Genomic DNA, 24,479 nt, shown 5'->3' on the forward strand with positions numbered 1-24,479 from the left:
TAGACACCCGAGCCGCTTGCGGGCTCGGTGCTCCGCCGACTCCTGGGCTGCGGCAGGATGGACATCACCTGGTAGGTACGCGTCACGGCGCGTCCCTACTGAAGACAACCGCTGGAGACGCCTGGTGAGTTCCCCGGATCCGCACGCTTTGGACAAGCCCAGCCCGGAAAATCGCCCTGAGCCGGGCGACAGCGCCGATGGTGTTCGCCAGCCGCGTAACCCGGCCCTGCGCGGCCCCGTGATCGCGGTGACCGGTGCCGCGACCGGCGTGGGCGCCGCCCTGGTGAGCCGGCTGGCCGAGTCCGACGAGGTCAAGCAGGTCGTCGCGATCGACGAGCGGCGGGGCGACTGCGCGACCGCGCAGTGGCACGTCCTGGACGTACGGGACCCCGCGATCGCCGAGAAGCTGCGCGGCGCCGACGTGGTCGTCCACCTCGCGCTGGACCTCGACCTGGAGACCGACCCGGCGGCCCGTACGGCGTACAACGTGCGCGGCACCCAGACCGTGCTGACGGCCGCGGCAGCGGCCGGGGTGCACCGGGTCGTGCTGTGCACCTCGGCGATGGTCTACGGGGCCCTGCCGGACAACGACATCCCGCTCTCGGAGGACTCCGAGCTGCGGGCCACGGCCGAGGCGACCGGTGTCGGCGACCTGCTGGAGATCGAGCGGCTGGGGCGGCGGGCGCCGCGCGCGCACCCCGGGCTGAACGTGACCGTGGTCCGCCCGGCCGTCCTCGTCGGCGGTACGGACACCGCGCTGACCCGGTACTTCGAGTCCCCGCGCCTGCTGGTGGTGGCCGGCTCCCGGCCGACCTGGCAGTTCTGCCACGTCGAGGACCTGGTCAGCGCGCTGGAGTACGCGGCCCTGGAGAAGGTCGAGGGCGAGCTGGCGGTGGGCTGCGAGGGCTGGCTGGAGCAGGAGGAGGTCGAGGAGCTGAGCGGCATCCGCCGCATGGAGCTCCCCTCCGCGGTCGCGCTGGGCGCGGCGGCCAGGCTGCACCGGATCGGGCTCACGCCGTCCCCGGCCGGAGACCTCGCGTACACGATGCACCCGTGGGTGGTCAGCGTCAGCGGGCTGCACGCGGCGGGGTGGCGGCCGCGGTGGACGAACGAGGAGGTGCTGGCCGAGCTCCTCCAGGAGGTCGCGGGACGCCACACCGTCGCGGGGCGGCGGCTGGGCCGCAAGGACGCCACCGCCGCGGGTGCCGCCGGTGCGACGGTCGCGCTGCTGGGTGCGGCCGCGGTGGTCCGCGCGGCGCGGAGGCGGCGGGGGCTCTGAGCCGCCGCCCTCCCGGGCCGGGTGGCGGGGCCCCGGGCTGCGCCCGGGCTTTCCGGGGCTCCGCCCCGGACCCCGCGCCTCAAACGCCGGCGGGGCTGGATCGGCCGGCGCTGCGAAGACCTGCGGGCTGGATCGGCCGGCGCCGTGAACACCTGCGGGCTGGATCGGCCCGCGCTGCGAACACCTGCGGGCTGGATCGGCTCCTGTAGGAGGATCCCAAGGTGAGGGGCGGGGGACGGGCGATTCGGCTATTCCGCCGGGTCGGCGGCTAGGGCACGATGAAGGCATGGCACCGCACTTCGACCACCCCGGCGAGCAGGCCGCTCCGGACCCCATCCGGCTGCTCGAGATCCGTGACACCCCGCTCTCGATCGACGAGGTCTTCCAGGCCGTCGGCGACGACGCGACGGGCGGTACGACGCTCTTCGTCGGCACGGTGCGCAACCACGACGGCGGAGCCGACGTCGAGTCCCTCGGCTACTCCTGCCACCCGACCGCCCAGGCCGAGATGCGCCGCGTCGCCGAGCGCGTCGTGGCCAAGTACCCGGTCCGCGCCCTGGCCGCCGTGCACCGCATCGGCGACCTCTCCGTCGGCGACCTGGCGGTCGTCGTCGCCGTGTCCTGTCCGCACCGCGGCGAGGCCTTCGACGCCTGCCGGATGCTCATCGACGACCTCAAGCACGAGGTCCCGATCTGGAAGCACCAGACGTTCTCCGACGGCTCCGAGGAGTGGGTCGGCGCCTGCTGACCCCCGCCGGCGGCATTGCCCCCGGAAGGGGGTACCCTCGCACCCGTTCGGCCGCGCAACACGCCCTCGATTTGCGTAACCCCCCCACGGGCACGAGCGTTGAAGCCACCACAACGGCACGTACTTTCGGGGTAGGGAGACACGCCCATGGCATCTCTGGCGTGGTTGCTGATTCCGCTGTTCGCCGCGATCGGCGCGGGCATATGGGGCAGCTGGGCGGCGCGCGACCGTACGCAAGGCGACATATCCGAGCTCGCCGGCTACGCGCGGTTCCGCGAGGCCATGGGCAAGCCCGATCCGGCCAGGGTGAAGGCGGAAGCACACTCCGGTTCCGACGCCGTCTGACGCGTCCCGCGCGTGCTCGGGCCCCTTCCGGACCGGCCCCGGGAGCCGCTTCACAGGGCCGTCCCGTACTGTCGGATCCATGCCACGCCGCACCGCGACGATGCTCGCCTCCACGCTCGTGTTGTTCGCGCTGCTCTGCGCAGGGGTGTTCATCAAGGTCCCGTACTCGGAGATGAGTCCCGGGCCGACCGTGAACACGCTCGGGGACTCGCACGGCGAGCCCGTCCTCAACATCTCGGGGCGCAAGACGTACCCGACCAGCGGCCACCTCAACATGACCACGGTCCGTGTCACCGGCGCGGACTACGACATGAACCTGCTGGAAGCGGTCTACGGCTGGCTGGCCGGCGACAACATCGTCGTACCGCACGAGAACCTGTACCCCGACGGCAAGACGGACGAGCAGTCCACGCAGGAGAACGCCGAGGAGTTCAGCCAGTCCCAGCAGAGCGCCAAAGTGGCGGCCCTGAAGGAGCTCGGCATCCCGGTCACCGCCCGCGTGATCGTCGCCTCGGTCGTCAAGGACAGCCCCTCCGACGGCAAGCTGCACGCCGGTGACGTGATCAAGGCCGTGGACGGCACCCCGGTCACCGCGCCCGAGGACGTGGCCAAGTTCGTCACCAAGCACAAGCCGGGCGACCCGGTCGAGTTCACCATCGTGCCCGCCGCGGAAGCGGCCGAGGCCGCCAAGGCCAACCGCGAGCCCGGCGGCTCCACCAAGGTCGTCATCACGGCCGGCAAGGCGGAGGGCGACGGTCACGCCATCGTCGGCATCCGGGCCGGCACCGACCACACCTTCCCGTTCACGATCGACATCAAGCTCGCCGACGTCGGCGGCCCGAGCGCCGGCCTGATGTTCGCCCTCGGCATCGTCGACAAGCTGACCCCCGAGGACCTCACCGGCGGGAAGTTCGTCGCCGGCACGGGCACCATCGACGACACGGGCAAGGTCGGCCCCATCGGCGGCATCCAGATGAAGACCATCGGGGCCCGCAAGGCGGGCGCCGAGTACTTCCTGACGCCCGCCGAGAACTGCGCGTCGGCCGCCAAGAGCGTGCCCGACGGCCTGACGCTCGTGAAGGTGTCCACCATCGACGACGCCACGAAGGCACTGGAGAAGATCCGCAAGGGGGACAAGGCCGGGCTGCCGCAGTGCGCCGCCAGGTCCTGACCCCCTCCGCGGCTCAGGAGAAGGTCGCCGCCAGCGCCTCCGCCAGCCCCGGCACCAGTCCGCCGCCGGTGAGGACCTCGGTCGAGGAGTCCTTCTCCCGCAGGCGTACGGCCGACTCGCGGGTGCCGTCACGCAGCACGGCCACCGTGAGGCGCACCTCCTGCCGCTCCGGGTGACCGGCGACCCACTTCGACAGCTGCTTGTCGCTCAGCCCCTCCGGTACGGAGGCCTCCGCGGACGGCGGCAGCATGAGCCGCTCCACCGTCAGGGCGCACCCGACGACCGCGTCGGGCCAGGCGACGGTGCCCAGGAACTTGTCGAGGGGGGTCCCGACCGGCAGCTTGTCCTGCTCGATCGGGGTGAGGGAGGTGTTGCCGGCGTCATCCTGGTCGAGACCGAGCTGGCTCGCCAGACGCGGCTCCTGCTTCTTGAGCTTGGCGGTGTCGACGAGGGCGAACAGCCGCGCGGGCTGGTCCCAGCCGAGGCCCGCCGCGTACTCGTCGATCTCGAGACAGGCACGGGTGAGCGGACTGGCCGCCATCGGCGTGCCGGGGGAAGGCGAAACGTTGGACATGGACAACATCCTGCCTCCTTTCCGGCGGATACCGGGAACTGACTAAAGCCTCAGTAAGTTGCAAGAGTGGGCTCTACGATCGGGGGCCCCGTTAATACCAGACTCAGCGACTTTCGAGGTGTGGACCTTGGCTTTCCAGATGCCGGACCGCGGCGGAGGCCCTTCCGGGCCACGGATGAGAGTCGGCCGCCCCTCCCGGCGAGCCCGGACTCTGCTCATGACCCTGGGCGTGCTGGCCGTCCTGGCCATGCTCTTCATCATGTTCGCGGGCTTCTGGACGGACTGGCTCTGGTTCCGCTCCGTGAAGTACACGACCGTCTTCACCACCACCCTGTGGACCAAGATCGGTCTCTTCGCCGTCTTCGGTCTGCTGATGGCCGGGGCCGTGGGCTTCAACATCTGGCTGGCGCACCGGCTGCGGCCGCCGCTCAGCGCGATGTCGATGGAGCAGCAGAGCCTCGACCGTTACCGGATGAGCATCGCCCCGTACAAGAAGTGGCTGCTCCTCGGCATCGCCGTGCTCGTCGGCCTGATCGCGGGTGCCTCCGCGGCCGGTCAGTGGAAGACCTGGCTCATGTACGTGAACGGGGTGCCCTTCGGCACGAAGGACCCCCAGTTCCACATGGACGTGTCCTTCTACACCTTCGACCTGCCCTGGTACCGCTTCCTGCTCGGCTTCGGCTTCGCCGCGGTCGTGCTGTCGGTGATCGCCGCGGCCGTCGTGCACTACCTGTACGGCGGACTGCGCGTGACCAGCCCGGGCGCCCGGGCCACCGCCGCCGCGACCGGGCACCTGTCGGTGCTGCTCGGCCTCTTCGTCGGCCTCAAGGCCGTCGCGTACTGGCTCGACCGGTACGGGCTGGCGGTGAAGTCCAGTGACTTCAAGGCCGCCGACAACTGGACGGGCCTGCGGTACGTCGACGCGAACGCCTACCTGCCGGCGAAGACGATCCTCGTCGCCATCGCCGCGATCTGCGCGCTGCTGTTCTTCGCGACGCTGTGGCGCCGCACCTGGCAGCTGCCGGTGATCGGCTTCGGCCTGATGGTGCTCTCGGCGATCCTGATCGGCGGGCTCTACCCGGCGATCGTGCAGAAGTTCCAGGTCCAGCCGAACGAGCAGGCCAAGGAATCCCCGTACGTCCAGAAGAACATCAAGGCCACCCGCGACGCCTACGGGGTCGCCGACGCGTCCGTCACGGAGTACGCGGGCCTGCCGGACCCGAAGGCCGACAAGAAGGTGCTCCGCCAGGAGGCCAACACCACGGCGAGCATCCGCCTCCTCGACCCCAACATCGTCTCCCCGGCCTTCCAGCAGCTCCAGCAGAACAAGGGCTACTACGGCTTCCCGGCCACGCTGGCGGTCGACCGGTACAAGGGCCAGGACACGGTCATCGGGCTCCGCGAGATCAACCTCGCGGGCGTCCCGAAGAACAACTGGATCAACGACCACTTCCGTTACACCCACGGGTACGGCGTGGTCGCGGCCAAGGGCACCGAGGTCACTCCGGGAGGCCAGCCCTCGTTCACCGAGTCAGGCCTCCCCTCGACGGGCGACCTCGGGAAGTACGAGCAGCGGATCTACTACGGCGAGCAGACGAAGCAGTACTCGATCGTCGGCGGACCGCAGAAGGAGCTCGACTACGCCAACGACGCGGGTGAGAAGGAGACCACCTACGAGGGCAACAGCGGGGTCAAGCTCGACAACCCGGTCAACCGGGCCGCGTACGCCCTGGCCTTCAGCGAGCCGCAGATCCTCTACTCCGGGGCCATCGGCGACGGTTCGAAGATCCTCTACAACCGCACGCCCAAGGAGCGGGTCGAGGCGGTCGCCCCGTGGCTGACCATCGACGGAGCCGTCTACCCGGCGGTGATCGACGGCCGGGTCCAGTGGATCGTGGACGCCTACACCACCACCAACGGCTACCCCTACGCCTCCCGCACCCGGCTCGGGGACAGCACGACGGACTCGCTGACCAACTCCCAGCGCGCCGTGGTCGCCCAGGAGAACCAGGTCAACTACATCCGGAACTCGGTGAAGGCCACCGTCGACGCCTACGACGGCACGGTGAAGCTGTACCAGTGGGACCAGAAGGACCCGGTCCTCAAGACCTGGATGAAGGCCTTCCCCGGGACGGTGAAGGACAAGAAGGAGATCTCGCCGGCCCTGATGGAGCACCTGCGCTACCCGCAGGACCTCTTCAAGGTCCAGCGCGAGCTGCTGACCCGGTACCACGTCACCGACCCGCAGACCTTCCTCAGCGGCAGCGAGGTCTGGGCGGTGCCGGACGACCCGACCACCAAGGCGGGGACGGCGGTTCCGCCGTACTACCTCTCCATGAAGATGCCGGGTCAGAAGGATCCCAACCAGGCCTTCTCGCTCACCACCACGCTCACGCCGAACGGCCGGGACAACCTGAGCGCCTTCATGGCGGTCAACGCAGATCCCACCACGGCCGACTACGGCAAGATCCAGCTGCTGAAGACGCCCACCGCGAACCCGGTGGACGGTCCCAAGCTCGTCCAGGCGAGGTTCAACTCCAAGCCGGAGATCGCCCAGGAGATCAACATCCTGAGCCGCGGCGATTCCCAGGTGGAGTACGGCAACCTGCTCACGGTCCCGCTCGACAAGGGAATGCTCTACGTCGAGCCGGTCTACGTGCGCGGCGGCGGCCTCAAGTACCCGCTGCTGAAGAAGGTCCTGGTGACCTACGGGGACCAGACCGCCTTCGAGGACACGCTGGAGAAGGCGCTGAACGTGGTGTTCGGGGCCGAGGCGGCGACGCCTCCGAAGACCACCCCGGGCGACGGCACCGTGGAGCAGCCGCCGACCACCACCGGTCAGGACCCGACGGTCAAGGCGGCGCTCGCCGACGCGCAGAAGGCGATCGACGACGCCGAGAAGGCCAGGCAGGCCGGTGACTGGGCCGCCTTCGGCAAGGCGCAGGACGAGATCAAGGCGGCACTGAAGCGGGCGGTCGACGCGGAGGCGAAGCTGACGGCACCCAAGCCGGCCGGGCAGTGACGGGCGGCTCGTGATCAAGGAGTAACGGCTTCGTCCCGCGTCGTGATACTGTGGTTTCACCGACGCGGGGTGGAGCAGCTCGGTAGCTCGCTGGGCTCATAACCCAGAGGTCGCAGGTTCAAATCCTGTCCCCGCTACTGAAGACGAAGGCCCGGATCCGATGGATCCGGGCCTTCGTCATGTCCGGGATATGCCCCGGATATGTACGGGGATGGACACGCGGTAGCTGGGGCGGGTGAGTTGGGGCAGGACCGTGTTTGACTTAGCGGTCTGTGGGCATGTCGACAAAACGCTGTAGTGACCTCACTGGCTGCGACATACCAGGTGTACGCGGGTAGCAGGTGATGCGACGATGGGATTCATGGGGGACAGGCCAACTCTGCTGGAGACAGGGCGGATTGCGAGGGCGGAAGCCGAACCGGCCACGGGGGCCAAGGGGGCGGCTCGGGCCGCCGATGCGTTGACCGCGCAGACCGATGCGGAGTTCTTGGACAGGCACAGCGCGGAGGACGTGTTCGGGGAGGTCGACGCCGCGAGTGACGCAGAGTTGGAGGCCCGGCACCGGGTCGCCGCCGACAAGGGGGACCCGGGCGCCATGAGCGTGCTCGGGGCGCTGCTCCTGCGCCGCGGCGACCTGGACGGGGCCGAGCCCTACCTGCGCGGCGCCACCGGCGAGGGGGACCGGGCCGCCGCGAACAACCTCGGCGTACTGCTGCACCAGCGGGGCTACCCGGACGAGGCCGCCGGGTGGTGGCGGGTCGCGGCCGTCGCCGGATCCGCGCCCGCCGCGCACGCCCTGGGCCGTCACTTCCGCGAGCGCGGCGACGAGCCCGCCGCCGAGTACTGGATGCGGCAGGCGGCGGAATCCGGCCACGCGCTGGGCGCGTACGGACTGGCCGACCTGCTGGAGCACCGCGGGGACAAGGGGGTCGAGCGGTGGTTCCGCGCCGCCGCCGAACAGGGCCACCGCGAGGCCGCGTACCGGCTGGCCCGGCACCTGCGCAAGGGCGACCCTGCGGAGGCCGAGCAGTGGTACCGGCAGGCCGCCGCGCGCGGACACCGGCGTGCCGCGCTGCACCTGGGCGCGCTGCTGGAGGCCCGCGGGGAGCTCAAGGAGGCGGGCCGCTGGTACCTGACCTCCGCCAAGCAGGGCGAGGCCCGGGCCGCGTGCGCGCTCGGCTTCCTGCTGCGCGACGCCGGCGACGAGGACAGCGCGGCCGCGTGGTGGCACCGTGCCGCGCAGGACGGCGACGGCAACGCCGCCAACGCGCTGGGAGCGCTGCACGCCGCCCGCGGCGAGACCGAGACCGCGGAACGCTGGTACCGGACGGCCATGGACGCGGGCGACCAAAACGGGGCGTACAACCTTGCTTTGCTGTGCGTGGCGCAGGACCGGACCGCGCAGGCCGAGCAGTGGTACCGGCGCGCGGCCTACGCCGGGCACCGCGAGGCCGCCAACGCGCTCGCCATCCTGCTGCTCCAGGGCGGCGACGCGGCGGGCGCGGAGCCGTGGTTCTCGAAGGCGGCCGAAGCGGGCAGCGTCGACGCCGCCTTCAACCTCGGGATCCTCTTCGCCAGCCGGGACGAGGACCGCACGGCGCTGAAGTGGTACGAGCGGGCCGCGTCGGCCGGCCACACGGACGCGGCGCTCCAGGTCGGGATCGCCCTGGTGCGGGACGGCGAGGAGCGGGCCGCGGAACGGCACCTGCGGTGCGCGGCGGGCGGCGGCAGCGCGGAGGCGGCCTTCCGGCTGGCGGCGCTGCTGGAGTCGCTGGCCCCGCCGCCGGAGCCGGTGGCGCTGGGCGAGCCGGTGGGCGGGTCCGCGCGGACCGAGAGCGAGGAGTGGTACGAGCGGGCCGCGGAGCTGGGCCACCGCCGGGCGCAGGTGCGGGTGGGCATGCTGGCCTCCGCCCGCGGTGACGCGGACGTGGCGGCGCGGTGGTACCGGGAGGCGGCGGAGGCCGGCTCCCGCAACGGGGCGTTCAACCTCGGGCTGCTGCTGGCCCGTGAGGGGAGCGAGCCGGAGGCCGCGCTGTGGTGGACCCGGGCGGCGGTGGCGGGCCACGGCCGGGCCGCGCTGCGGCTGGGCCTCCTGGCGGCCCGGCACGGGGACCTCGCGGAGGGTCAGAAGTGGTGCGTCCGGGCGATGGAGCTGGGCCCGGCGGAGGTTTCGGAGCGGGCGGCGCGGCTCCGGGAGGCGTTGGCGGAGGAACTCTCGGCGTGACCCGTCGTCGGCGGGGCTGGTTCTGCCCGGCCTTCCGCCCGGCCGGGGCCGGTTCGCCATCGGCGCGGTTAACGGATTTGCATCTGCCGGGTGGCCTCACGTAAAGTCGTGTTTACCGACGCGGGGTGGAGCAGCTCGGTAGCTCGCTGGGCTCATAACCCAGAGGTCGCAGGTTCAAATCCTGTCCCCGCTACTGAAGGCTCAGGGCCCGGATCCAATGGATCCGGGCCCTGAGTCGTTTTCGTATGCCAAGGCGGGAAGCCGGGAAAGGCCCGGACCCCGTGGGTCCGGGCCTTTCACCGTGTGGTTCAGGCGCCCGCGCAGTTCGGGCAGATCCCGCGGTACGTCACCTCGACCGCCGACACGACGAAGCCGAAGCGCTCCGTGTCCGGCAGGTCGGCCAGCGGGTTGCCCGACGGGTGGACGTCGCGGATGGCGCCGCACTGGGCGCAGACCAGGTGCTGGTGCGGCCGGTGGGCGTTCGGGTCGTACCGCTTGGCGCGGCGGTCGGTGGCGACTTCCAGGACCTCGCCGAGGGTGACCAGCTCGCCCAGCGTGTTGTAGACGGTGGCCCGGGAGATCTCGGGCAATTTGGCCACGGCGCGCGCGTGCACCTCGTCGGCCGTCAGGTGCACGTGGTCACCGTCGAGCACCTCGGCCACGACACGCCGCTGCGCCGTCATGCGCCAGCCGCGTCCGCGGAGTCGTTCCAGCAGGTCACTCATGGACGTCAGCCTAACAGTGAGGTGACCCGGTGTAACTCCCGAAGCGCTGCGATCTTGGACCTCTGCTCGAATTGGACGATGTCCAATCTGGGGTCGGGGGCGGGTGGGGGCGCGAGGTGCCGGGCCGAGAGCCCCTCTCGGGGTTCCGGCCCGGCGTCGTTCGCGTCAGGCGGGAACCGTGCTCCGCCGGCCGGGTGTCCAGCACCTGATGACGTCCCGCACGGACACGATGCCCACCGGGCCGCCGTTTTCCAGCACGATCAGATGCCGGAATCCGCCGTGGGCCATCGCCTCGGCGGCTTCCTGCAAGGTGGCGTCGGGGGTGCAGAACACCACGTTGTTGGTGGTGTGCGCGCTCACGGTCTCCCGGTCGGGGTCGTGTCCCGCGCCGATCGAGTTGAGGATGTCGCGTTCGGTCAGGATGCCGATTCCGCTGTGGTCGGGGTCGAGGACTACGGCCGCGCCGATGCGCCGGCCGGACATCAGGCAGGCTGCCTGTCGGAGGGTGTGGGCGGGTCCGAGGGTGAGGATCACGGTGCTCATGGCGTCGCGGACGAGCATGAAGAGAGCCACCTCCTGGTGAGTCCCTCCGCCTGGGTGGGGTGCGCCGGAACCCTAGAGAAAGGATTCACAAGCGCACAAGCGGAGGATTCTCACATTCCCACGACAACGCAGGGTCATCAAGGGGGCACGCTCAGGCGCGCGGACGCAGCCGGTCCAGCATCTCCTGGTGCAGCAGCCCGTTCGACGCCACGGCGTTCCCGCCGTGCACCCCGTCCACGCCGTCCAGGCTGGTGAAGCGGCCACCGGCCTCCTCGACCACCGCCGCGATGGCGGCCATGTCCCACAGGTTCAGCTCCGGCTCGGCGCACAGGTCCAGCGAACCCTCCGCGACCATCATGTACGGCCAGAAGTCGCCGTAGGCGCGCGTGCGCCAGCACGCCCGGGTCAGGTCCAGGAAGCCTTCGAGCCGGCCCTGCTCCTCCCAGCCGCTCAGCGAGGAATACGCGAACGAGGCGTCGCCCAGCCCCGCCACCTTGGACACGCCGATCCGGGTCGTCTCGCCGAGCGCGCCGCCCGCGAAGGCGCCGCCCCCCTTCGAGGCCCACCAACGGCGTCCCAGCGCCGGTGCGGACACCACGCCGACGACCGGGCGGAACACCCCGTCGGCGCCCTCCTCCATCAGGGAGATCAGGGTCGCCCAGACGGGCACCCCGCGCACGTAGTTCTTCGTGCCGTCGATCGGGTCCACGACCCAGCGCCGCGGGCCGCTGCCCTTGAGGCCGTACTCCTCGCCCAGGATCGCGTCGGCGGGCCGCGCGGCCTCGATGCCGGCCCGGACGACCTCCTCGGCGGCCTTGTCCGCCTCGCTCACCGGGGTCATGTCCGGCTTCGTCTCGACCTTCAGGTCGAGGGCGCGGAACCGCTCCATCGTGGTGGCGTCCGCAGCGTCGGCGAGCTCGAGGGCAAGGCGCAGGTCATCGTCATACCGGGGCATGCCCGAACAGTATCGGGGCCGCCGCGCCCCTGCGAACGAGGTCCACAGTGCGGCCGGCGCGCGCCCTTGACAGGATCTGTCGCCCCGTCAACTCTGGCTGAAGAGCCAAACGGGGGAGGCGACGATGCCGGCGGCCCGGGAGTCCCTGCTGGAGGCGGCGGGAGCGGCCCTCGCCGCGCGCCCGTGGCCGGCCGTGAAGATGGTCGAGGTCGCCGCCGCGGCCGGGGTGTCCCGGCAGAGCCTCTACAACGAGTTCGGCGGCAAGGGGGGCCTGGGCCGGGCCCTGGTCCGGCTGGAGGCCGACCGGTACCTCGACGGCGTGGACCGGGCCCTCGCCGCCCCGGGCGCGACGGCGGACCGGCTCGCCGCGGTCGCGGAGTGGACCTTACGGGCGGCCCGTGCGCATCCCCTCGTACGGGCCCTGCTGACCGGGTTCTGGGACCCGGACCTGCCCGCGCCGGGCCGTGCGCCCGGGCCCGGTGAGCTGACCCGGGCGGTGCGCGACCGGGCCGCGGCGGCGCTCATGCCCCACGAGGACGTCCGGCGGTGCGAACTCGCCGTACGCCTCGCCCTCTCCTACGTGGTGGCCCCGGAGGAGGAGCCGGGGGCGGCCGAACTGCTCGCCCTGCTCAGTGCGCGGAGCCGGAGAGCTGCAACCCGATGACCCCGAGGATGACCAGGGTGATCGAGACCAGCTTGAGGGTGGAGACCAGGTCGCCGAGGAAGACCATCCCGTAGATGGCGGTACCGGCCGCGCCGATGCCCGTCCACACCGCGTACGCCGGGCCCACGTCCAGCTTCTTCAGCGCGAGGGTCAACAGGCCGAAGCTGCCGAGCGCGAAACAGGCGAAGGCGATCGTGGGCCACAGCCGGGTGAACCCGTGGGACAGCTTGAGGCACACCGCGAAACCGGTCTCCAGGAGTCCGGCGACCACGACCAGCAGCCACGCCATGGCGAATGCCTCCCCGCGTCACGTGACGTCGCGTCACTTGGTGCGATTATGCATTTACCGGTCGTGCCGTTGCGGAAACACGGCAAACCCCGCCGGGTCAGTCGCCTTCGCGCCGCTCCCGCGTCTCCAGCAGCCGTCGCAGCGAATACAGCCGCGCCGGATCCGCGTGACCGTCCTCCACCCACTTGTCGAGCGCGCAGTCCTGCTCGTCGTGACTGCACGCGCGCGGGCACTCCTCCGTACCCGGAACCAGGTCCGGGAAGGCCAGGATCACCCGGGACGGGTCCACGTGGTGCAGGCCGAAGGAACGCACACCGGGGGTGTCGATGACCCAGCCGTCCCCGGAGGGCAGCGGCAGCGCGAGCGCGGAGGTGGTGGTGTGCCGGCCCCGACCGGTCACCGCGTTGACGTGCCCGGTGGCGCGCTGGCGGCCCTCGGCGACCAGGGAGTTCACCAGGGTGGTCTTGCCGACGCCCGAATGCCCGACGAAAGCGGTGATCCGGCCGGCCAGCCGCTCGCGGACCCGTTCGGCGGCATCGCCCGTCGCGAGTTCCTCGCGGTTGGTGACGACGTAGTTCAGACCCAGCGTCGAATAGATCTCCAGGATCTTGTCCGCGGAGGTCAGATCGGACTTGGTGAGCACCAGCAGCGGCTCCAGCCCGGCGTCGTACGCCGCGACCAGGCAGCGGTCGATCATCCGGGGCCGCGGCTCCGGATCGGCCAGGGCCGTGACGATGGCCAGCTGGTCGGCGTTGGCGACGACCACCCGCTCGTACGGGTCGTCGTCGTCCGCCGTGCGCCGCAGGACGGACTTGCGCTCCTGGATCCGCACGATCCGCGCGAGGGTGTCCTTCTTGCCGGACAGATCGCCGACGAGTGACACCCGGTCGCCCACCACCGCCGCCTTGCGACCCAGCTCACGGGCCTTCATGGCGGTGACCGTGCGGTCCTCGACCAGGCAGGTCAGCCGGCCGCGGTCCACGGTGAGGACGAAACCCTCCGAGGCGTCCTCGTGCTTGGGCCGGATGTTCGTCCTGGCCCGGTTGCCCTTGGGGTTCGGGCGCTGGCGGATGTCGTCCTCGTCGGTGTGCTTGCCGTACCTGCGCATGACGGGGCCCCTACGCTCCCGCTCCCGTCGCGCCTCGCGGAGCTTGACCGAGCATGTCGGCCCACATCTTCGGGAAGTCCGGCAGGGTCTTCGCGGTCGTCGCCACGTTCTCGATCTCCACACCCGCGACGGCCAGGCCGATCACCGCGCCCGCGGTGGCCATCCGGTGGTCGTCGTACGTGTGGAAGACACCGCCGCGCAGCTTGCGCGGGCGGATGTGCAGACCGTCCTCGGTCTCGGTGACGTCGCCGCCGAGGCCGTTGATCTCCTTGGTCAGCGCGGCCAGCCGGTCCGTCTCGTGCAGCCGCAGGTGCGCGACCCCGCGCAGCACCGACTCCGAGTCCGCCAGCGCGGCGACCGCCGCGATGCCCGGGGTGAGCTCGCCGACCTCGCTCAGGTCCACGTCGATGCCGTGGATCTTGCCGCTGCCGGTGAAGACCAGGCCCTCGTCGGTCAGCTCGCAGGAGCCGCCCATCTCCGTGAAGATGCGGCGCAGTTCGTCGCCGGGCTGCGTGGTGCGGCGCGGCCAGTCCGGGATGGTGACCGTGCCGCCGGTGATCAGGGCCGCGGCCATGAACGGCTGGGCGTTGGAGAGGTCCGGCTCGACGACCATGTCGCGGCCGAGCAGCGCGCCGGGGGCGACCCGCCACACGTCCTTCTCGCCGCCCGCCTCGGGGGTGTCGACCTGGGCGCCCGCGGCGCGCAGCATCTCCACCGTCATCCGGATGTGCGGCATCGACGGCAGGTTGCCGCCCACGTGGCGGACCTCGACGCCCTGGTTGAAGCGCGGCGCGGAGAGCAGCAGCGCCGACACGAACTGCGAGGAGTTGGAGGCGTCGATCTCCACCGTGCCGCCCTCCAGGGCCCCGCCGCCCTGGACGGTCATCGGCAGCGCGCCCCGGCCGTCGTCGTCGATGCGGGCGCCGAGCGTGCGCAGGGCGGTGATGACCTGGCCGAGCGGACGCTCGTAGGAGCGCGGGTCGCCGTCGAAGCGGATGTCCCCGTCGGCGAGGGTCGCCACGGGCGGCAGGAAGCGCATGACCGTGCCCGCGTTGCCGACGTCCACGGTGGTCGGGCCGTGCAGGGCCGCCGGGATGATGCGCCAGGCCTCGCCGCCGGCACCGTCGCCCGCGGAGCTGGAGGAGACCGTCTCCTCGATGCCCACGCCCATGGCGCGCAGCGCGTCCGACATCAGCTGGGAGTCGCGCGAGCGCAGCGGGCGGCGCACCCAGCCAGGCTCGGCGGCCAGCGCGGCCAGGACCAGGGCACGGTTGGTGACGGATTTGGACCCCGGCACCGTGACGGTGGCGTGGACGGCCGTTTCCGCGAGCGGAGCGGGCCAGAGGGCGGGAAGCGCGGGGGTCTCGGTCATGGCCCCCACTTTAGTGGCTCGCGAAGCCCCCGGATCTTGATCACGGCACCGTGGCCGGACCGTCTCAGAGGCCGAGAAGCCAGCGCCCGCCGCCGGTGAGCGAACACAGCGCGACGACGTGGAAGAAGAGCAGCCACACCACCGGATGCAGATGCGTCAGCCGCCCCAGTTGGTCCGCGTCCGAATCGGGCGCGCCCCCGTGCCGGCGCTTGGCCCCCAGCTCGAACACCGGCCGGACCCCGCCCATCAGCAGGAACCACACCACCCCGTACGCGAACGCGGCCTGCACCTCGGCCGGGGCCAGCCACGACACCAGCACGAACGTGGCGCCGGTCAGCACCACCGTCAGCACCCCGTAGGCGTTGCGGATCTTCACCAGCATCACCGCCAGCAGGGCGGTCGCCACCCACAGCAGCAGCGTGATCCGGTGGGCGGACAGCAGCAGCGCCCCGCCGAGCCCGAGCAGCGACGGCGCCGTGTACCCGCTCGCCGCGGTCAGGACCATGCCGACGCCGGTCGGCTTGCCGTAGCTGAGGGTGACCCCGCTGGTGTCGGAGTGCAGCCGTATCCCGTCGAGGCGGCGCCCGGTCAGCTTGGCCAGCAGCCCGTGGCCGCCCTCGTGGGCGATGGTCACGGCGTTGCGCAGCACCCGCCACACCGGTCCGTAGCCCACGGCGACCAGGGCGACCACTCCGGTCGCGATGACCAGCCACTGGTCGGGCGCCGTCTGTATACCCGTGAGCCGGTCCCACAGACCGGCCATCGTGCTGCTGTCCATGAAGTGGCGGACTCCTCGTGGTCTTGTTCGAGCGACATGGCAGTGTGGCAGCCATGTGCGGAAGGTATGCAGCCGGGCGGGCGCCCGAGGAACTGGTGGAGGCGTTCGGCATCGAGCGGTGGGAGCCGGCCGAGACCCTGGCCCCCGACTGGAACGTGGCACCGACGAAAGAGGTCCACGTCGTCCTCGACCGTCCTCTGAAGGACGCACCCGAGCGCGGTCCGGTTCGCCAGCTGCGCGTCCTGAAGTGGGGCCTGGTCCCCTCCTGGGCCCAGAACCCCGACGGCGCCGCCCGGATGATCAACGCCCGCTCCGAGACCCTCGCGGAGAAGCCCTCCTTCCGCCGCCCCTTCGCCCAGCGCCGCTGCATCATCCCGGCCGACGGGTACTACGAGTGGGTCACCGCCCACGACGAACGGCAGTTGGAGGTGGAGGGGAAGAAGAAGCGGGCCCGCAAGCAGCCCTACTTCGTCCTCCCCGCCGACGGCTCCGTCTTCGCCATGGCCGGGATCTACGAGTTCTGGCGCGACCGGACGCTGCCCGATCAGCACCCCCTCGCCTGGTGGGCCACCTGCTCGGTGATCACCACCGAGGCCGAGACCACGCCGCTGGGGGTGGCGCCCGCCGAAGGGCCGCGCTCGCTCTCCGAGATCCACCCGCGGATGCCGCTCATGCTCACCCCGGACCGCTGGGACGCCTGGCTCGACCCGGCGAACACCGACACCGAGGGCTCGCTGCAGCAGCTCCTCGCGGCCCCGCCGGGCGGGCTGATGCGGGCCTACCCGGTCTCCACGGCGGCGAGCAACGTACGGAACAACGGGCCGGAGCTGCTGGCGGAGCTGGCCGCGCCGGAGGAGGGCACGCTCTTCTGACCAGGGCCGGCGTGCGGGCAGGATGGGAGCCATGAGCACCCGTACCGAGAACGTGGAGACCCCCGCGGGCGAGGCCCGTATCACCTGGCACGCCGCCCCCGAGGCGAAGCTCGTGCTCGCCGTGAGCCACGGCGCAGGCGGCGGCATCGAGGCCCGTGACCTCCAGGCGCTCGCCGCCGCCCTGCCCGCCCTCGGCGTCACCGTGGCCCTCGTGGAACAGCCCTGGCGGGTCGCCGGGAAGAAGGTCGCCGCCGCGCCCAAGGTCCTGGACGAGGGCTGGCGCGGGCTCTGGCCGGTCCTCGCGGCGCCCGGGCTGCCGGTGGTCGCGGGCGGCCGCAGCGCCGGGGCCCGGGTGGCCTGCCGCACCGCCGCCGAACTGGGCGCGGCCGGGGTGCTGGCGCTGGCCTTCCCGCTGCACCCGCCGGGCCGCCCCGAGAAGTCCCGCGCGGAGGAGCTCACCGGGGCCGGGCGGCCCACCCTCGTGGTCCAGGGCGGCCGGGACCCCTTCGGGCGGCCGGAGGAGTTCCCGGCCGGCGAGCACGCCCTGGTGGAGGTCCCCGGCGCGGACCACGGCTTCGCCGTCCTGAAGAAGGGCGACCTCACCCAGGAAGCGGCCCTCGGGATGATCACCGGGGCGGTCGCGGAATGGCTTCCGGCGCTGCCCGTGTGAAATCCGGCCGAAACCCGCTCCGCAGCCGGGAATGCGCCGCCCCGCCCTTCTGTTGTGCCGGATGTCGGTACGTACGGGAAATCGTCGGAGGAGAGGGAGCGCATGACCCAGGTCATCAGCCAGAGCCGGACGCATGCCGTTGACCTGGACTGGACGGTTCTGCCGGGGCCCAAGCGCAGTGAGCTTCGGGCGGCGGAGGGCCGGGAAGGTCGACTATTCTCCGATTCGAGCGGATCCGCTTTCGGAGCCGCCACGCTGTCGGAGGAGGTGGGTCCTGTCGCTGGGACCGACGAAGGCCACGCGGAGGAGACGACCCCGGAGCGCAACGCGCGCTTCGAACGGGACGCCCTCGGCTACCTCGACCAGATGTACTCGGCCGCGCTGCGCATGACGCGCAATCCGGCCGACGCCGAGGACCTGGTCCAGGAGACGTACGCGAAGGCATACGCGTCCTTCCACCAGTTCCGCGAGGGCACCAACCTGAAGGCGTGGCTCTACCGCATTCTGACCAACACGTTCATCAACTCCTACCGCAAGAAGCAGCGCGAGCCCCAGCGCAGCGCCGCGGAGGAGATCGAGGACTGGCAGCTGGCGCGCGCCGAGTCGCACATGTCGACGGGCTTGCGGTCCGCCGAATCGCAGGCACTCGACCACCTGCCCGATTCGGATGTGAAGGAAGCGCTCCAGGCCATTCCGGAGGAGTTCCGCATCGCGGTCTATCTTGCAGACGTAGAGGGCTTTGCGTACAAGGAGATCGCCGACATCATGGGTACACCCATCGGTACGGTCATGTCGCGACTGCACCGTGGCCGCCGTCAACTCCGCGGAATGCTGGAGGACTATGCCCGTGAGCGCGGGCTGGTACCCGCCGGCGCGGGAGAGTCGAACGACCGGAAAGGCTCGGGCTCATGAGCTGCGGAGAGCCGCACGAGACGGACTGCTCTGAGGTGCTTGACCACCTTTATGAGTTCCTCGACCACGAGATGCCCGACAGTGACTGCACGAAGTTCGAGACACACTTCGGCGAGTGCAATCCCTGTCTGGAGAAGTACGGCCTCGAGCAGGCCGTGAAGAAGCTGGTCAAGCGCTGCTGCGGGTCGGACGACGTGCCGACCGACCTGCGGTCGAAGGTGATGGGCCGGATCGAGTTGATCAGATCGGGGCAGGCCGTACCCGAACACGACGTCACGGCGGAGAATCCGGTCACGGGCTGACCGGGTCGCCGGCCGTTTGAACACCCGCCCCCGGAAGGGCACTTCGTTCACCCGAAGGTGTTAATCCGGGGGCGCCCGCTCGGCGCAATCCGAAAATGTGGCCCACTTCGCGAGGGGCCCCACTTATTCTCCCCCATCGGTACTGGTTTGATTTGGTACCGGGCGTGCACTGCACAGGGGAGGAGAGCGCCATGCGGGTACTTCCGCCGGCGGCGCGCGTTTACATCCTGTGCGCCGTCCTCGGGGCCGCCGCGTGCTTCGCGCCCGCCTTCACGGATTCCGCCACGCCCTGGCCCGCCGTGGCCACGCTCGCCGTCCTCTACCTCGGCTGCGAACTCGTCAGGGTCTGCCCGCTGCTCGGCAGCCGCGTCCCCGAGGGCATCGGCGCCTTCTTCCCGGTGCTGCTCGCCGCCGTCTTCCTGCTCCCGCCCGCCGCCGCCGCGCTCGTGGCGCTGCCCGGCGGACTCGCGGGCGCCGTGGTCCAACGACCCGCCTGGGTGCGGCGCGTCTGGCACGGGGCACAGCACTCGATGGCCGCCTGGACCGCCGGGCAGGCGTACGGACTGCTGCGCGGCCCCGCCGCCCTGGGCGGGCCGGCGCGGACGGACCCGGTGGCCGCGGGCTCCGGCCCGCCCGTGTGGGTGGCCGACTTCCCGTACGTGCTGCTCCCCGCGGCGGTCGCGGCCGCCGCCTTCTGCCTGGTGCTCACCGCCCTCGACGGGGCCGTCCTGGCCGCCGCGGAACGCCGCCCGGCCGCCACGGCCTGGCGCGGCCTGCTCACCCGGTCCCTCGCCCCGCACTGCGTCCACGGCCTCGCCGGACTGATGATGGCCGTCATGTGGCGCAGCCCCTACGGGCTCCCGGCCGCGCTGCTCGTGCTGCTGCCGATGTACATCTCCTGCTGGGTCTTCGCCCAGTACCACCGCGAGCGAGCCGCCCACCGGGCCACCATCCGCGCCCTCGTCCAGGCCGTCGACATCAAGGACCGCTACACCCGCGGCCACAGCGAGCGGGTCGGCCAGGCCTCGGCGATGATCGCCCGCGAGCTGGGCATGGCCGAGGACCGCCTCGAAGTCGTCCGCATCGCCGGCATCCTGCACGACGTCGGCAAGCTCGGCGTCCCCACCCGGCTGCTGCGCAAGGACGGGCCGCTCACGCCGGAGGAGCGCCGGATCATCGAACTGCACCCCGAGTACGGACACGAGATGGTGCGCGGCATCGGCTTCCTCGGCGAGGCCAGGGCGGCGATCCTGCACCACCACGAACGGGTCGACGGCTCCGGCTACCCGTACGGGCTGACCGGCGAGCAGATCCCGGTACTGGCCCGGGTGGTGGCGGTGGCCGACGCCTTCGACGCGATGACCTCCACCCGCTCCTACAGCCGGGCCCGGCCGGTGGCGACCGCCCTCGCCGAGCTGGAGCGGTGCGCGGGCGCCCAGTTCGACGCGGCGATGGTGCGCGCCCTCGCCGAGGCGATCGGCCGCGACGGATGGAACCCGGTGGTCACCTCCGACGACGACCTCCAGGTGATCCCCGGGGGCACTCCCGGCGGCACTCCGGGCGGTGCTCCCGCCGCGGGGGCGACCCCTGACCCCGGCTCGCCGACCGACCTCCCGGCGCAGGGCACGGCACCGCAGCCCGACCCGGACGGCGTGCGGGCCAGGGGGAGCCGGTGAGGGCGGGAGCCGTGTGGGCCGTGCGGGGCGCCGCCGGGCTGCTCACCGCCGTCGCGCTCGGACACACCCTGTGGAACGGGGTCCACGAGCCGGGCACCGCCCTCGCCTTCGGCATCCTGATCACCGTCGGCGAGCTCGCCCGCAGGGACCAGTGGGCCGACCGCCAAGGCGAGGACACGGGCCGCCGGCCCGCACCCCTCGCCTCCGCCGGGGCCCTCGCCTACGCCCTGCTCGGCCAGAACGCCGGGCAGCCCACCCACCACGGGGTGCTCCAGGCGGTCGCCGTCGTCGTCGCGGCCACGCTCGCCGGGATCGTCCCGCACGTCGCCCGAGGCCGGGGTCCCGCCCTCGACCACCTTTCCCGGCGGGTCCTCACCGTGGCCTTCGCCGCCGTCTGTTTCCAGCCTCTCTACAACTCGGGCCGACTGGGGGAGTGGGGCGGCCAGGGCCCGTACCTCGTCGTCTTCCTGCTCTGCCTGCTCGGCCTCACCGCCCTGTGCGACGCCGTGCTCGCCGCGGCGCTCGCGGGGGCCCGGACCGGCTGGCCGTACGGGCCCCTGCTGCGCGACGAGCTGAGGGCCCAGCTGGGCATCGGCGCGGCGATCTGCGCCACCGGCGTCGTGATGGCGCTGGGCGTGGCCGTCGCGGGACTGTGGGCCATCCCCGTCTTCAGCGTGCCGCTGCTGCTCACCCAGCTGTCCTTCCACCGGATCACCGCGATCCGCACCACCTACCGCCAGACCATCACCTCCCTGGCCCGTGCCACCGAGATCGCCGGCTACACCCGGCCCGGCCACTCCCGCCGGGTCGCGGCCCTGAGCTGCGCCGTCGGCCGGGAGCTGGGCCTGTCGGAGCGGGAGCTCACGGTGCTGGAGTACGCCGCGCTCATGCACGACATCGGACAGCTCTCCCTCGTCGACCCGGTCCCCGCCGGGGCCACGGCCGAGCTGCCCGCCGCCGAGGCCCGCCGGATCGCCGAGCTGGGCGGGGAGGTGGCCCGCCAGACCGGGGTGCCCGCCGAGGTCGCCGTGGTGGTGGAGCGGCAGGCCGACCCGTACCGGGAGCAGCCCGTGGCCGCACGGATCGTGCGCGCGGTGAACGCGTACGAGGACCTCACCGGCGCCGCGGGAGGGAGCCGTCACCCGGGCGGCTCACTGGCCGCGCTGGAGCAGTTGCGGCTGGGTACCGGGCGGGACTACCAACCGGAGGTCGTGGAGTGCCTGGCGAGGGTTCTGGCCAGGGGTGGACGTGACAGAGTTGTTCCTGTACCACCGGGGTAACCCATGGGTAATGAGCGGCCGTCCGAGTGGGCATGGTTGGATGCCAGTAGGAGCGACCGTGAGAGTGTCGGCGAGGCTGCACCAGAGTCCCCCAGCCACCGCTGGGAGGTGCCCCCAGGCAGGCGGGAATCGTGAGGATCTTCGGGAAGGTACGGCATAGGCCCTCCGCCTCGTGGCGGCAGGCCACCGACCGCGCGTTCACGCTGATCGGCGACGGTCGGTACGAGGACGCGGGTGCGCTCCTGACCAGGGCGGCGGACCTGGAACCCTGGCTGTCCGAGTCCTGGTTCAACCTGGCGCTGCTCCACAAGTTCCGGCACGACTGGGAGCAGGCCCGGGCCGCCGGACTGCGCGCCGTGGCCCTGCTGGACCGCGAGACCGGTGCCCCGGACTGGTGGAACGTCGGGATCGCCGCCACCGCGCTCCAGGACTGGCCGCTGGCCCGGCGGGCCTGGCAGGCGTACGGGCTGAAGGTGCCCGGCGACGCCCACGCCGGCGCGGGCAACGGCAAGCACGGCGGCGAGCCGGTCGGCATGGAACTCGGCAGCGCCGCGGTCCGCCTCTCGCCCGAGGGCGAGGCCGAGGTGGTCTGGGGCCGCAGGCTGGACCCGGCCCGGCTGGAGGTCCTCTCCATCCCGCTGCCCTCCTCGGGTCGGCGCTGGGGCGAGGTCGTGCTGCACGACGGGGTCCCGCACGGCGAGCGGATCACCGCGGCAGGCCCCTCCTACCCCGTCTTCGACGAGATCGAGCTGTGGGCGCCGTCGCCCGTGCCCACCTGGGTGGTGCTCCTGGAAGCGGCGAGCGAGACCGACCGGGACGCGCTGGAGCAGCTCGCCGCGGACGCCGGCTTCGCCGCCGAGGACTGGTCCTCGTCGGTGCGGCTGCTGTGCCGGACCTGCTCGGAGAGCGAGATGCCGAGCGACGAGGGCGACGGCGAGCACCTGGATCCGCACGACCACAGCGAGCCGGGGCACCCCGGCCCGCTGGGGCACCGTACGGCCGGTTCGGGTTCGCTGTGGGTGCCCGAGCGCGAATGCGGCATCGCCGCCCCGCCCGGTCTGGTGCGCGGTCTGCTCGACGGCTGGGTCGCGGACAGCCCGGACACCCGGGAGTGGCGGGATCTCGAAGAAGTCTGCTGAGCAGGGGCCGTAGGCTGTACGGGCACATCGGTGACTTACGGAAGGCGTACGGCGGACATGGCGCAGCAGGAGAACGAGGTTGTTGGCGAGCTCGTGAACGACGGGTACGTCGTGGACACCGAGGACTGTGCGGAGCGCGAGCTGGCCCACCGCGAGCGCGGTACGGCCCGCCCCATCACGGTGGTCGGCAACCCGGTCCTGCACCGCGAGACCAAGGACGTCACCGAGTTCGGCGACGAACTGGCGCAGCTGATCGACGACATGTTCGCCAGCCAGAAGGCCGCCGAGGGCGTGGGCCTGGCCGCGAACCAGATCGGCGTGGACGCCAAGGTCTTCGTCTACGACTGCCCCGACGACGACGGCGTGCGTCACACCGGTGTCGTGGTCAACCCCAAGCTGGTGGAGCTGCCGGCGGCCGGCCGGGTCCTGGACGACTCCAACGAGGGTTGCCTGTCGGTCCCGACCGCCTACGCCTCGCTGGCCCGCCCGGACTACGCCGAGGTCACCGGTCAGGACGCCCAGGGCAACCCGATCAAGGTGCGCGGCACCGGCTACTTCGCGCGCTGCCTCCAGCACGAGACCGACCACCTGTACGGGTACCTGTACATCGACCGGCTCTCGAAGCGGGACCGCAAGGACGCCCTGCGGCAGATGGCGGAGGGCACCCCGCGCTACGAGACCGTTCCGAACGACTGACGGCGACCGCTCGCCGCGCTCCGGCCCGCCTCGTCGGTCGGGGCCGCGGTGGTCGTGCGGGGGCCCGCCGCTATCCGGTCGGGTGCGTCCGGGTCAGGCGACGGCCCGGGGGCCGCGGAAGGCGCGCCTGAAGGAGTTCGGCGTGGTGCCCAGCGTCCGCAGGAAGTGGTGGCGCAGGGCGGCCGCGTTGCCGAAGCCGCAGCGGCCGGCGATCGCGTCGACCGTCTCGTCGGTGGTCTCCAGCAGTTCCTGGGCGAGCAGCACCCGCTGCCGCAGCACCCACTGGTAGGGCGTGGTGCCGGTCTCCTGGAGGAAGCGGCGGGCGAAGGTGCGCGGTGACATGTGGGCGCGCTCGGCCAGCTGCTCGACGGTGATCTCCTCCTCCAGGTGGCGGGCCATCCACGCGATGACCTCGCCCACCGTGTCGCAGGCCGTGCGCGGCAGCGGTCGCTGGATGAACTGGGCCTGACCGCCGTCCCGGTGCGGCGGCACGACCATCCGCCGCGCGATGGTGTTGGCCACCTCGGCGCCCTGCTCCTGCCGTACGACGTGCAGGCACGCGTCGATCCCGGAGGCGGTGCCGGCCGCGGTGATGATCTGGCCCTCGTCCACGTACAGCACGTCGGGGTCGACCAGGGCGCGCGGGAAGCGGCGCATCAGGGCGGGCGCGTGCATCCAGTGCGTGGTGCAGCGCCGCCCGTCGAGCAGCCCGGCCGCTCCCAGCATGAAGGCGCCGCTGCACACGCTCAGCAGTCGCGCACCCCGCTCCACGGCCCGGTCGAGGGCCGTCAGCAGAGCCTCGGGATACTCGCGCGTGGGTGCCTCCCGGTCGGCGGGCAGGCAGATCAGGTCCGCCTCCTCCAGCCGCTCGGGCCCGTGGGGGAGCGTGATGCCGAAGTGGCCGTCGCCGACGGCCAGCGGATTGTCCTCGACCGCGCAGACCGCGAAGTCGTACACCGGCAGGCCCATTTCGCTGCGGTCGATCCCGAAGACCTCGCAGAAGATGCCCAGTTCGAAGGGGGCGACCCGATTCACCACGGCCACGGCGACGTTGTTCAGAGGCATGGCTCCAGTGTGGCAGTAATTCGCTCTTTCATGACAGTCCTGCCACTGTCCGGTTTTCGCCGCTCTCGCG

Annotated in this window: 24 protein-coding genes and 2 tRNA genes; 17 read left to right on the top strand and 9 right to left on the bottom strand. The window is 71.9% G+C overall.

The window, feature by feature from the left end:
• The first annotated feature begins 124 nt into the window (after positions 1 to 124).
• From ACFYZL_RS04055 to ACFYZL_RS04070, 4 genes are all read left to right on the top strand, one after another.
• Positions 125 to 1,279 (top strand): SDR family oxidoreductase, encoded by a 1,155-nt coding sequence (locus tag ACFYZL_RS04055; protein ID WP_384752988.1) that lies wholly within the window; start codon positions 125 to 127, stop codon positions 1,277 to 1,279.
• A gap of 286 nt (positions 1,280 to 1,565) precedes the next feature.
• Positions 1,566 to 2,027 (top strand): molybdenum cofactor biosynthesis protein MoaE, encoded by a 462-nt coding sequence (locus tag ACFYZL_RS04060; RefSeq protein WP_384757820.1) that lies wholly within the window; start codon positions 1,566 to 1,568, stop codon positions 2,025 to 2,027.
• A gap of 147 nt (positions 2,028 to 2,174) precedes the next feature.
• Positions 2,175 to 2,372: a hypothetical protein gene (locus ACFYZL_RS04065; protein ID WP_384589556.1), complete on the top strand. Its 198-nt coding sequence runs from the start codon at positions 2,175 to 2,177 to the stop codon at positions 2,370 to 2,372.
• 79 nt (positions 2,373 to 2,451) lie between these two features.
• Complete coding sequence (locus ACFYZL_RS04070) at positions 2,452 to 3,543, top strand: PDZ domain-containing protein (protein ID WP_384757822.1); 1,092 nt, start codon at positions 2,452 to 2,454, stop codon at positions 3,541 to 3,543.
• Between the two features lie 13 nt (positions 3,544 to 3,556).
• Here the strand turns inward: ACFYZL_RS04070 and ACFYZL_RS04075 are convergent, their stop codons facing one another.
• On the bottom strand, positions 3,557 to 4,126 hold the full coding sequence (locus ACFYZL_RS04075) for a PPA1309 family protein (RefSeq protein ID WP_384757825.1): 570 nt from the start codon (positions 4,124 to 4,126) through the stop codon (positions 3,557 to 3,559).
• 130 nt (positions 4,127 to 4,256) lie between these two features.
• Here ACFYZL_RS04075 and ACFYZL_RS04080 point away from each other — a divergent pair, with 130 nt between their 5' ends.
• The 4 genes from ACFYZL_RS04080 (at position 4,257) to ACFYZL_RS04095 (ending at position 9,556) form a co-directional block, all read left to right on the top strand.
• Positions 4,257 to 7,139, top strand: coding sequence for a UPF0182 family protein (locus ACFYZL_RS04080; protein ID WP_384757830.1), 2,883 nt, complete (start codon positions 4,257 to 4,259; stop codon positions 7,137 to 7,139).
• Between the two features lie 63 nt (positions 7,140 to 7,202).
• Positions 7,203 to 7,276: transfer RNA gene (locus tag ACFYZL_RS04085), tRNA-Met, on the top strand.
• Between the two features lie 215 nt (positions 7,277 to 7,491).
• Positions 7,492 to 9,363: a sel1 repeat family protein gene (locus tag ACFYZL_RS04090; protein ID WP_384757828.1), complete on the top strand. Its 1,872-nt coding sequence runs from the start codon at positions 7,492 to 7,494 to the stop codon at positions 9,361 to 9,363.
• Between the two features lie 119 nt (positions 9,364 to 9,482).
• Positions 9,483 to 9,556: transfer RNA gene (locus ACFYZL_RS04095), tRNA-Met, on the top strand.
• A gap of 115 nt (positions 9,557 to 9,671) precedes the next feature.
• Here the strand turns inward: ACFYZL_RS04095 and ACFYZL_RS04100 are convergent.
• From ACFYZL_RS04100 to hisN, 3 genes are all read right to left on the bottom strand, one after another.
• Positions 9,672 to 10,088 (bottom strand): Fur family transcriptional regulator, encoded by a 417-nt coding sequence (locus tag ACFYZL_RS04100; RefSeq protein WP_384751815.1) that lies wholly within the window; start codon positions 10,086 to 10,088, stop codon positions 9,672 to 9,674.
• Between the two features lie 165 nt (positions 10,089 to 10,253).
• Complete coding sequence (locus ACFYZL_RS04105) at positions 10,254 to 10,649, bottom strand: cyclic nucleotide-binding/CBS domain-containing protein (RefSeq protein WP_384751812.1); 396 nt, start codon at positions 10,647 to 10,649, stop codon at positions 10,254 to 10,256.
• Positions 10,650 to 10,782: 133 nt separating this feature from the next.
• On the bottom strand, positions 10,783 to 11,586 hold the full coding sequence (hisN, locus tag ACFYZL_RS04110) for a histidinol-phosphatase (RefSeq protein ID WP_384751809.1): 804 nt from the start codon (positions 11,584 to 11,586) through the stop codon (positions 10,783 to 10,785).
• Positions 11,587 to 11,710: 124 nt separating this feature from the next.
• Here hisN and ACFYZL_RS04115 point away from each other — a divergent pair, with 124 nt between their 5' ends.
• Complete coding sequence (locus ACFYZL_RS04115) at positions 11,711 to 12,250, top strand: TetR/AcrR family transcriptional regulator (protein WP_384751806.1); 540 nt, start codon at positions 11,711 to 11,713, stop codon at positions 12,248 to 12,250.
• Here the strand turns inward: ACFYZL_RS04115 and ACFYZL_RS04120 are convergent.
• From ACFYZL_RS04120 to ACFYZL_RS04135, 4 genes are all read right to left on the bottom strand, one after another.
• Positions 12,216 to 12,539, bottom strand: coding sequence for a multidrug efflux SMR transporter (locus ACFYZL_RS04120; RefSeq protein WP_366678933.1), 324 nt, complete (start codon positions 12,537 to 12,539; stop codon positions 12,216 to 12,218). The genes ACFYZL_RS04115 and ACFYZL_RS04120 overlap by 35 nt on opposite strands.
• A gap of 97 nt (positions 12,540 to 12,636) precedes the next feature.
• The gene (rsgA, locus tag ACFYZL_RS04125) at positions 12,637 to 13,647 is read right to left on the bottom strand and encodes a ribosome small subunit-dependent GTPase A (RefSeq protein ID WP_376659129.1); all 1,011 of its coding nucleotides are present in this window, start codon (positions 13,645 to 13,647) and stop codon (positions 12,637 to 12,639) included.
• A 10-nt stretch (positions 13,648 to 13,657) separates the two neighbouring features.
• Entirely contained in the window at positions 13,658 to 15,019 is a 1,362-nt protein-coding gene (aroA, locus tag ACFYZL_RS04130) for a 3-phosphoshikimate 1-carboxyvinyltransferase (RefSeq protein ID WP_384751803.1), read from the bottom strand.
• 64 nt (positions 15,020 to 15,083) lie between these two features.
• Positions 15,084 to 15,797, bottom strand: a complete 714-nt coding sequence (locus tag ACFYZL_RS04135) for a M50 family metallopeptidase (RefSeq protein WP_384751801.1) — start codon at positions 15,795 to 15,797, stop codon at positions 15,084 to 15,086.
• Positions 15,798 to 15,850: 53 nt separating this feature from the next.
• On the opposite strand from ACFYZL_RS04135, the gene ACFYZL_RS04140 reads away from it, so the two are divergent.
• The 8 genes from ACFYZL_RS04140 to def all read left to right on the top strand — a co-directional run bounded on the left by ACFYZL_RS04140 (position 15,851) and on the right by def (position 23,344).
• On the top strand, positions 15,851 to 16,669 hold the full coding sequence (locus ACFYZL_RS04140) for an SOS response-associated peptidase (RefSeq protein WP_384751798.1): 819 nt from the start codon (positions 15,851 to 15,853) through the stop codon (positions 16,667 to 16,669).
• 31 nt (positions 16,670 to 16,700) lie between these two features.
• Positions 16,701 to 17,339 (top strand): alpha/beta family hydrolase, encoded by a 639-nt coding sequence (locus ACFYZL_RS04145; protein WP_384751795.1) that lies wholly within the window; start codon positions 16,701 to 16,703, stop codon positions 17,337 to 17,339.
• A gap of 267 nt (positions 17,340 to 17,606) precedes the next feature.
• Positions 17,607 to 18,251: a sigma-70 family RNA polymerase sigma factor gene (locus ACFYZL_RS04150; RefSeq protein WP_030709911.1), complete on the top strand. Its 645-nt coding sequence runs from the start codon at positions 17,607 to 17,609 to the stop codon at positions 18,249 to 18,251.
• Entirely contained in the window at positions 18,248 to 18,553 is a 306-nt protein-coding gene (gene rsrA, locus ACFYZL_RS04155) for a mycothiol system anti-sigma-R factor (protein WP_376659124.1), read from the top strand. The genes ACFYZL_RS04150 and rsrA overlap by 4 nt, the downstream gene beginning before the upstream one ends.
• A gap of 191 nt (positions 18,554 to 18,744) precedes the next feature.
• Entirely contained in the window at positions 18,745 to 20,229 is a 1,485-nt protein-coding gene (locus tag ACFYZL_RS04160; protein ID WP_388675751.1) for an HD-GYP domain-containing protein, read from the top strand.
• The gene (locus tag ACFYZL_RS04165; protein WP_388675754.1) at positions 20,226 to 21,509 is read left to right on the top strand and encodes an HD-GYP domain-containing protein; all 1,284 of its coding nucleotides are present in this window, start codon (positions 20,226 to 20,228) and stop codon (positions 21,507 to 21,509) included. The genes ACFYZL_RS04160 and ACFYZL_RS04165 overlap by 4 nt, the downstream gene beginning before the upstream one ends.
• 131 nt (positions 21,510 to 21,640) lie before the next feature.
• Positions 21,641 to 22,648: a tetratricopeptide repeat protein gene (locus ACFYZL_RS04170; RefSeq protein WP_384751786.1), complete on the top strand. Its 1,008-nt coding sequence runs from the start codon at positions 21,641 to 21,643 to the stop codon at positions 22,646 to 22,648.
• A 57-nt stretch (positions 22,649 to 22,705) separates the two neighbouring features.
• Positions 22,706 to 23,344 carry a peptide deformylase gene (gene def, locus ACFYZL_RS04175; RefSeq protein ID WP_384751784.1) on the top strand — a complete coding sequence of 213 codons (639 nt, stop codon included), beginning with the start codon at positions 22,706 to 22,708 and terminating at the stop codon, positions 23,342 to 23,344.
• Between the two features lie 93 nt (positions 23,345 to 23,437).
• Here def and ACFYZL_RS04180 read toward each other — a convergent pair whose 3' ends face one another.
• Complete coding sequence (locus tag ACFYZL_RS04180; RefSeq protein WP_384751781.1) at positions 23,438 to 24,409, bottom strand: helix-turn-helix domain-containing protein; 972 nt, start codon at positions 24,407 to 24,409, stop codon at positions 23,438 to 23,440.
• Positions 24,410 to 24,479 lie beyond the last annotated feature (70 nt).

Origin of the sequence: Streptomyces sp. NPDC001717 (genome assembly GCF_042892775.1) — a bacterium.
Classification (GTDB): Bacteria; Actinomycetota; Actinomycetes; order Streptomycetales; family Streptomycetaceae; genus Streptomyces.

What these genes read in the sequence shown, in the direction of transcription:
- ACFYZL_RS04060 (WP_384757820.1), top strand. Translation starts at nt 1,566, where the DNA reads ATGGCACCGCACTTCGACCACCCCGGCGAGCAGGCCGCTCCGGACCCC.
- ACFYZL_RS04065 (WP_384589556.1), top strand. Translation starts at nt 2,175, where the DNA reads ATGGCATCTCTGGCGTGGTTGCTGATTCCGCTGTTCGCCGCGATCGGC.
- ACFYZL_RS04070 (WP_384757822.1), top strand. Translation starts at nt 2,452, where the DNA reads ATGCCACGCCGCACCGCGACGATGCTCGCCTCCACGCTCGTGTTGTTC.
- ACFYZL_RS04075 (WP_384757825.1), bottom strand. Translation starts at nt 4,126, where the DNA reads ATGTTGTCCATGTCCAACGTTTCGCCTTCCCCCGGCACGCCGATGGCG.
- ACFYZL_RS04080 (WP_384757830.1), top strand. Translation starts at nt 4,257, where the DNA reads ATGCCGGACCGCGGCGGAGGCCCTTCCGGGCCACGGATGAGAGTCGGC.
- ACFYZL_RS04090 (WP_384757828.1), top strand. Translation starts at nt 7,492, where the DNA reads ATGGGATTCATGGGGGACAGGCCAACTCTGCTGGAGACAGGGCGGATT.
- ACFYZL_RS04100 (WP_384751815.1), bottom strand. Translation starts at nt 10,088, where the DNA reads ATGAGTGACCTGCTGGAACGACTCCGCGGACGCGGCTGGCGCATGACG.
- ACFYZL_RS04105 (WP_384751812.1), bottom strand. Translation starts at nt 10,649, where the DNA reads ATGCTCGTCCGCGACGCCATGAGCACCGTGATCCTCACCCTCGGACCC.
- hisN (WP_384751809.1), bottom strand. Translation starts at nt 11,586, where the DNA reads ATGCCCCGGTATGACGATGACCTGCGCCTTGCCCTCGAGCTCGCCGAC.
- ACFYZL_RS04115 (WP_384751806.1), top strand. Translation starts at nt 11,711, where the DNA reads ATGCCGGCGGCCCGGGAGTCCCTGCTGGAGGCGGCGGGAGCGGCCCTC.
- ACFYZL_RS04120 (WP_366678933.1), bottom strand. Translation starts at nt 12,539, where the DNA reads ATGGCGTGGCTGCTGGTCGTGGTCGCCGGACTCCTGGAGACCGGTTTC.
- rsgA (WP_376659129.1), bottom strand. Translation starts at nt 13,647, where the DNA reads ATGCGCAGGTACGGCAAGCACACCGACGAGGACGACATCCGCCAGCGC.
- aroA (WP_384751803.1), bottom strand. Translation starts at nt 15,019, where the DNA reads ATGACCGAGACCCCCGCGCTTCCCGCCCTCTGGCCCGCTCCGCTCGCG.
- ACFYZL_RS04135 (WP_384751801.1), bottom strand. Translation starts at nt 15,797, where the DNA reads ATGGACAGCAGCACGATGGCCGGTCTGTGGGACCGGCTCACGGGTATA.
- ACFYZL_RS04140 (WP_384751798.1), top strand. Translation starts at nt 15,851, where the DNA reads ATGTGCGGAAGGTATGCAGCCGGGCGGGCGCCCGAGGAACTGGTGGAG.
- ACFYZL_RS04145 (WP_384751795.1), top strand. Translation starts at nt 16,701, where the DNA reads ATGAGCACCCGTACCGAGAACGTGGAGACCCCCGCGGGCGAGGCCCGT.
- rsrA (WP_376659124.1), top strand. Translation starts at nt 18,248, where the DNA reads ATGAGCTGCGGAGAGCCGCACGAGACGGACTGCTCTGAGGTGCTTGAC.
- ACFYZL_RS04160 (WP_388675751.1), top strand. Translation starts at nt 18,745, where the DNA reads ATGCGGGTACTTCCGCCGGCGGCGCGCGTTTACATCCTGTGCGCCGTC.
- def (WP_384751784.1), top strand. Translation starts at nt 22,706, where the DNA reads ATGGCGCAGCAGGAGAACGAGGTTGTTGGCGAGCTCGTGAACGACGGG.
- ACFYZL_RS04180 (WP_384751781.1), bottom strand. Translation starts at nt 24,409, where the DNA reads ATGCCTCTGAACAACGTCGCCGTGGCCGTGGTGAATCGGGTCGCCCCC.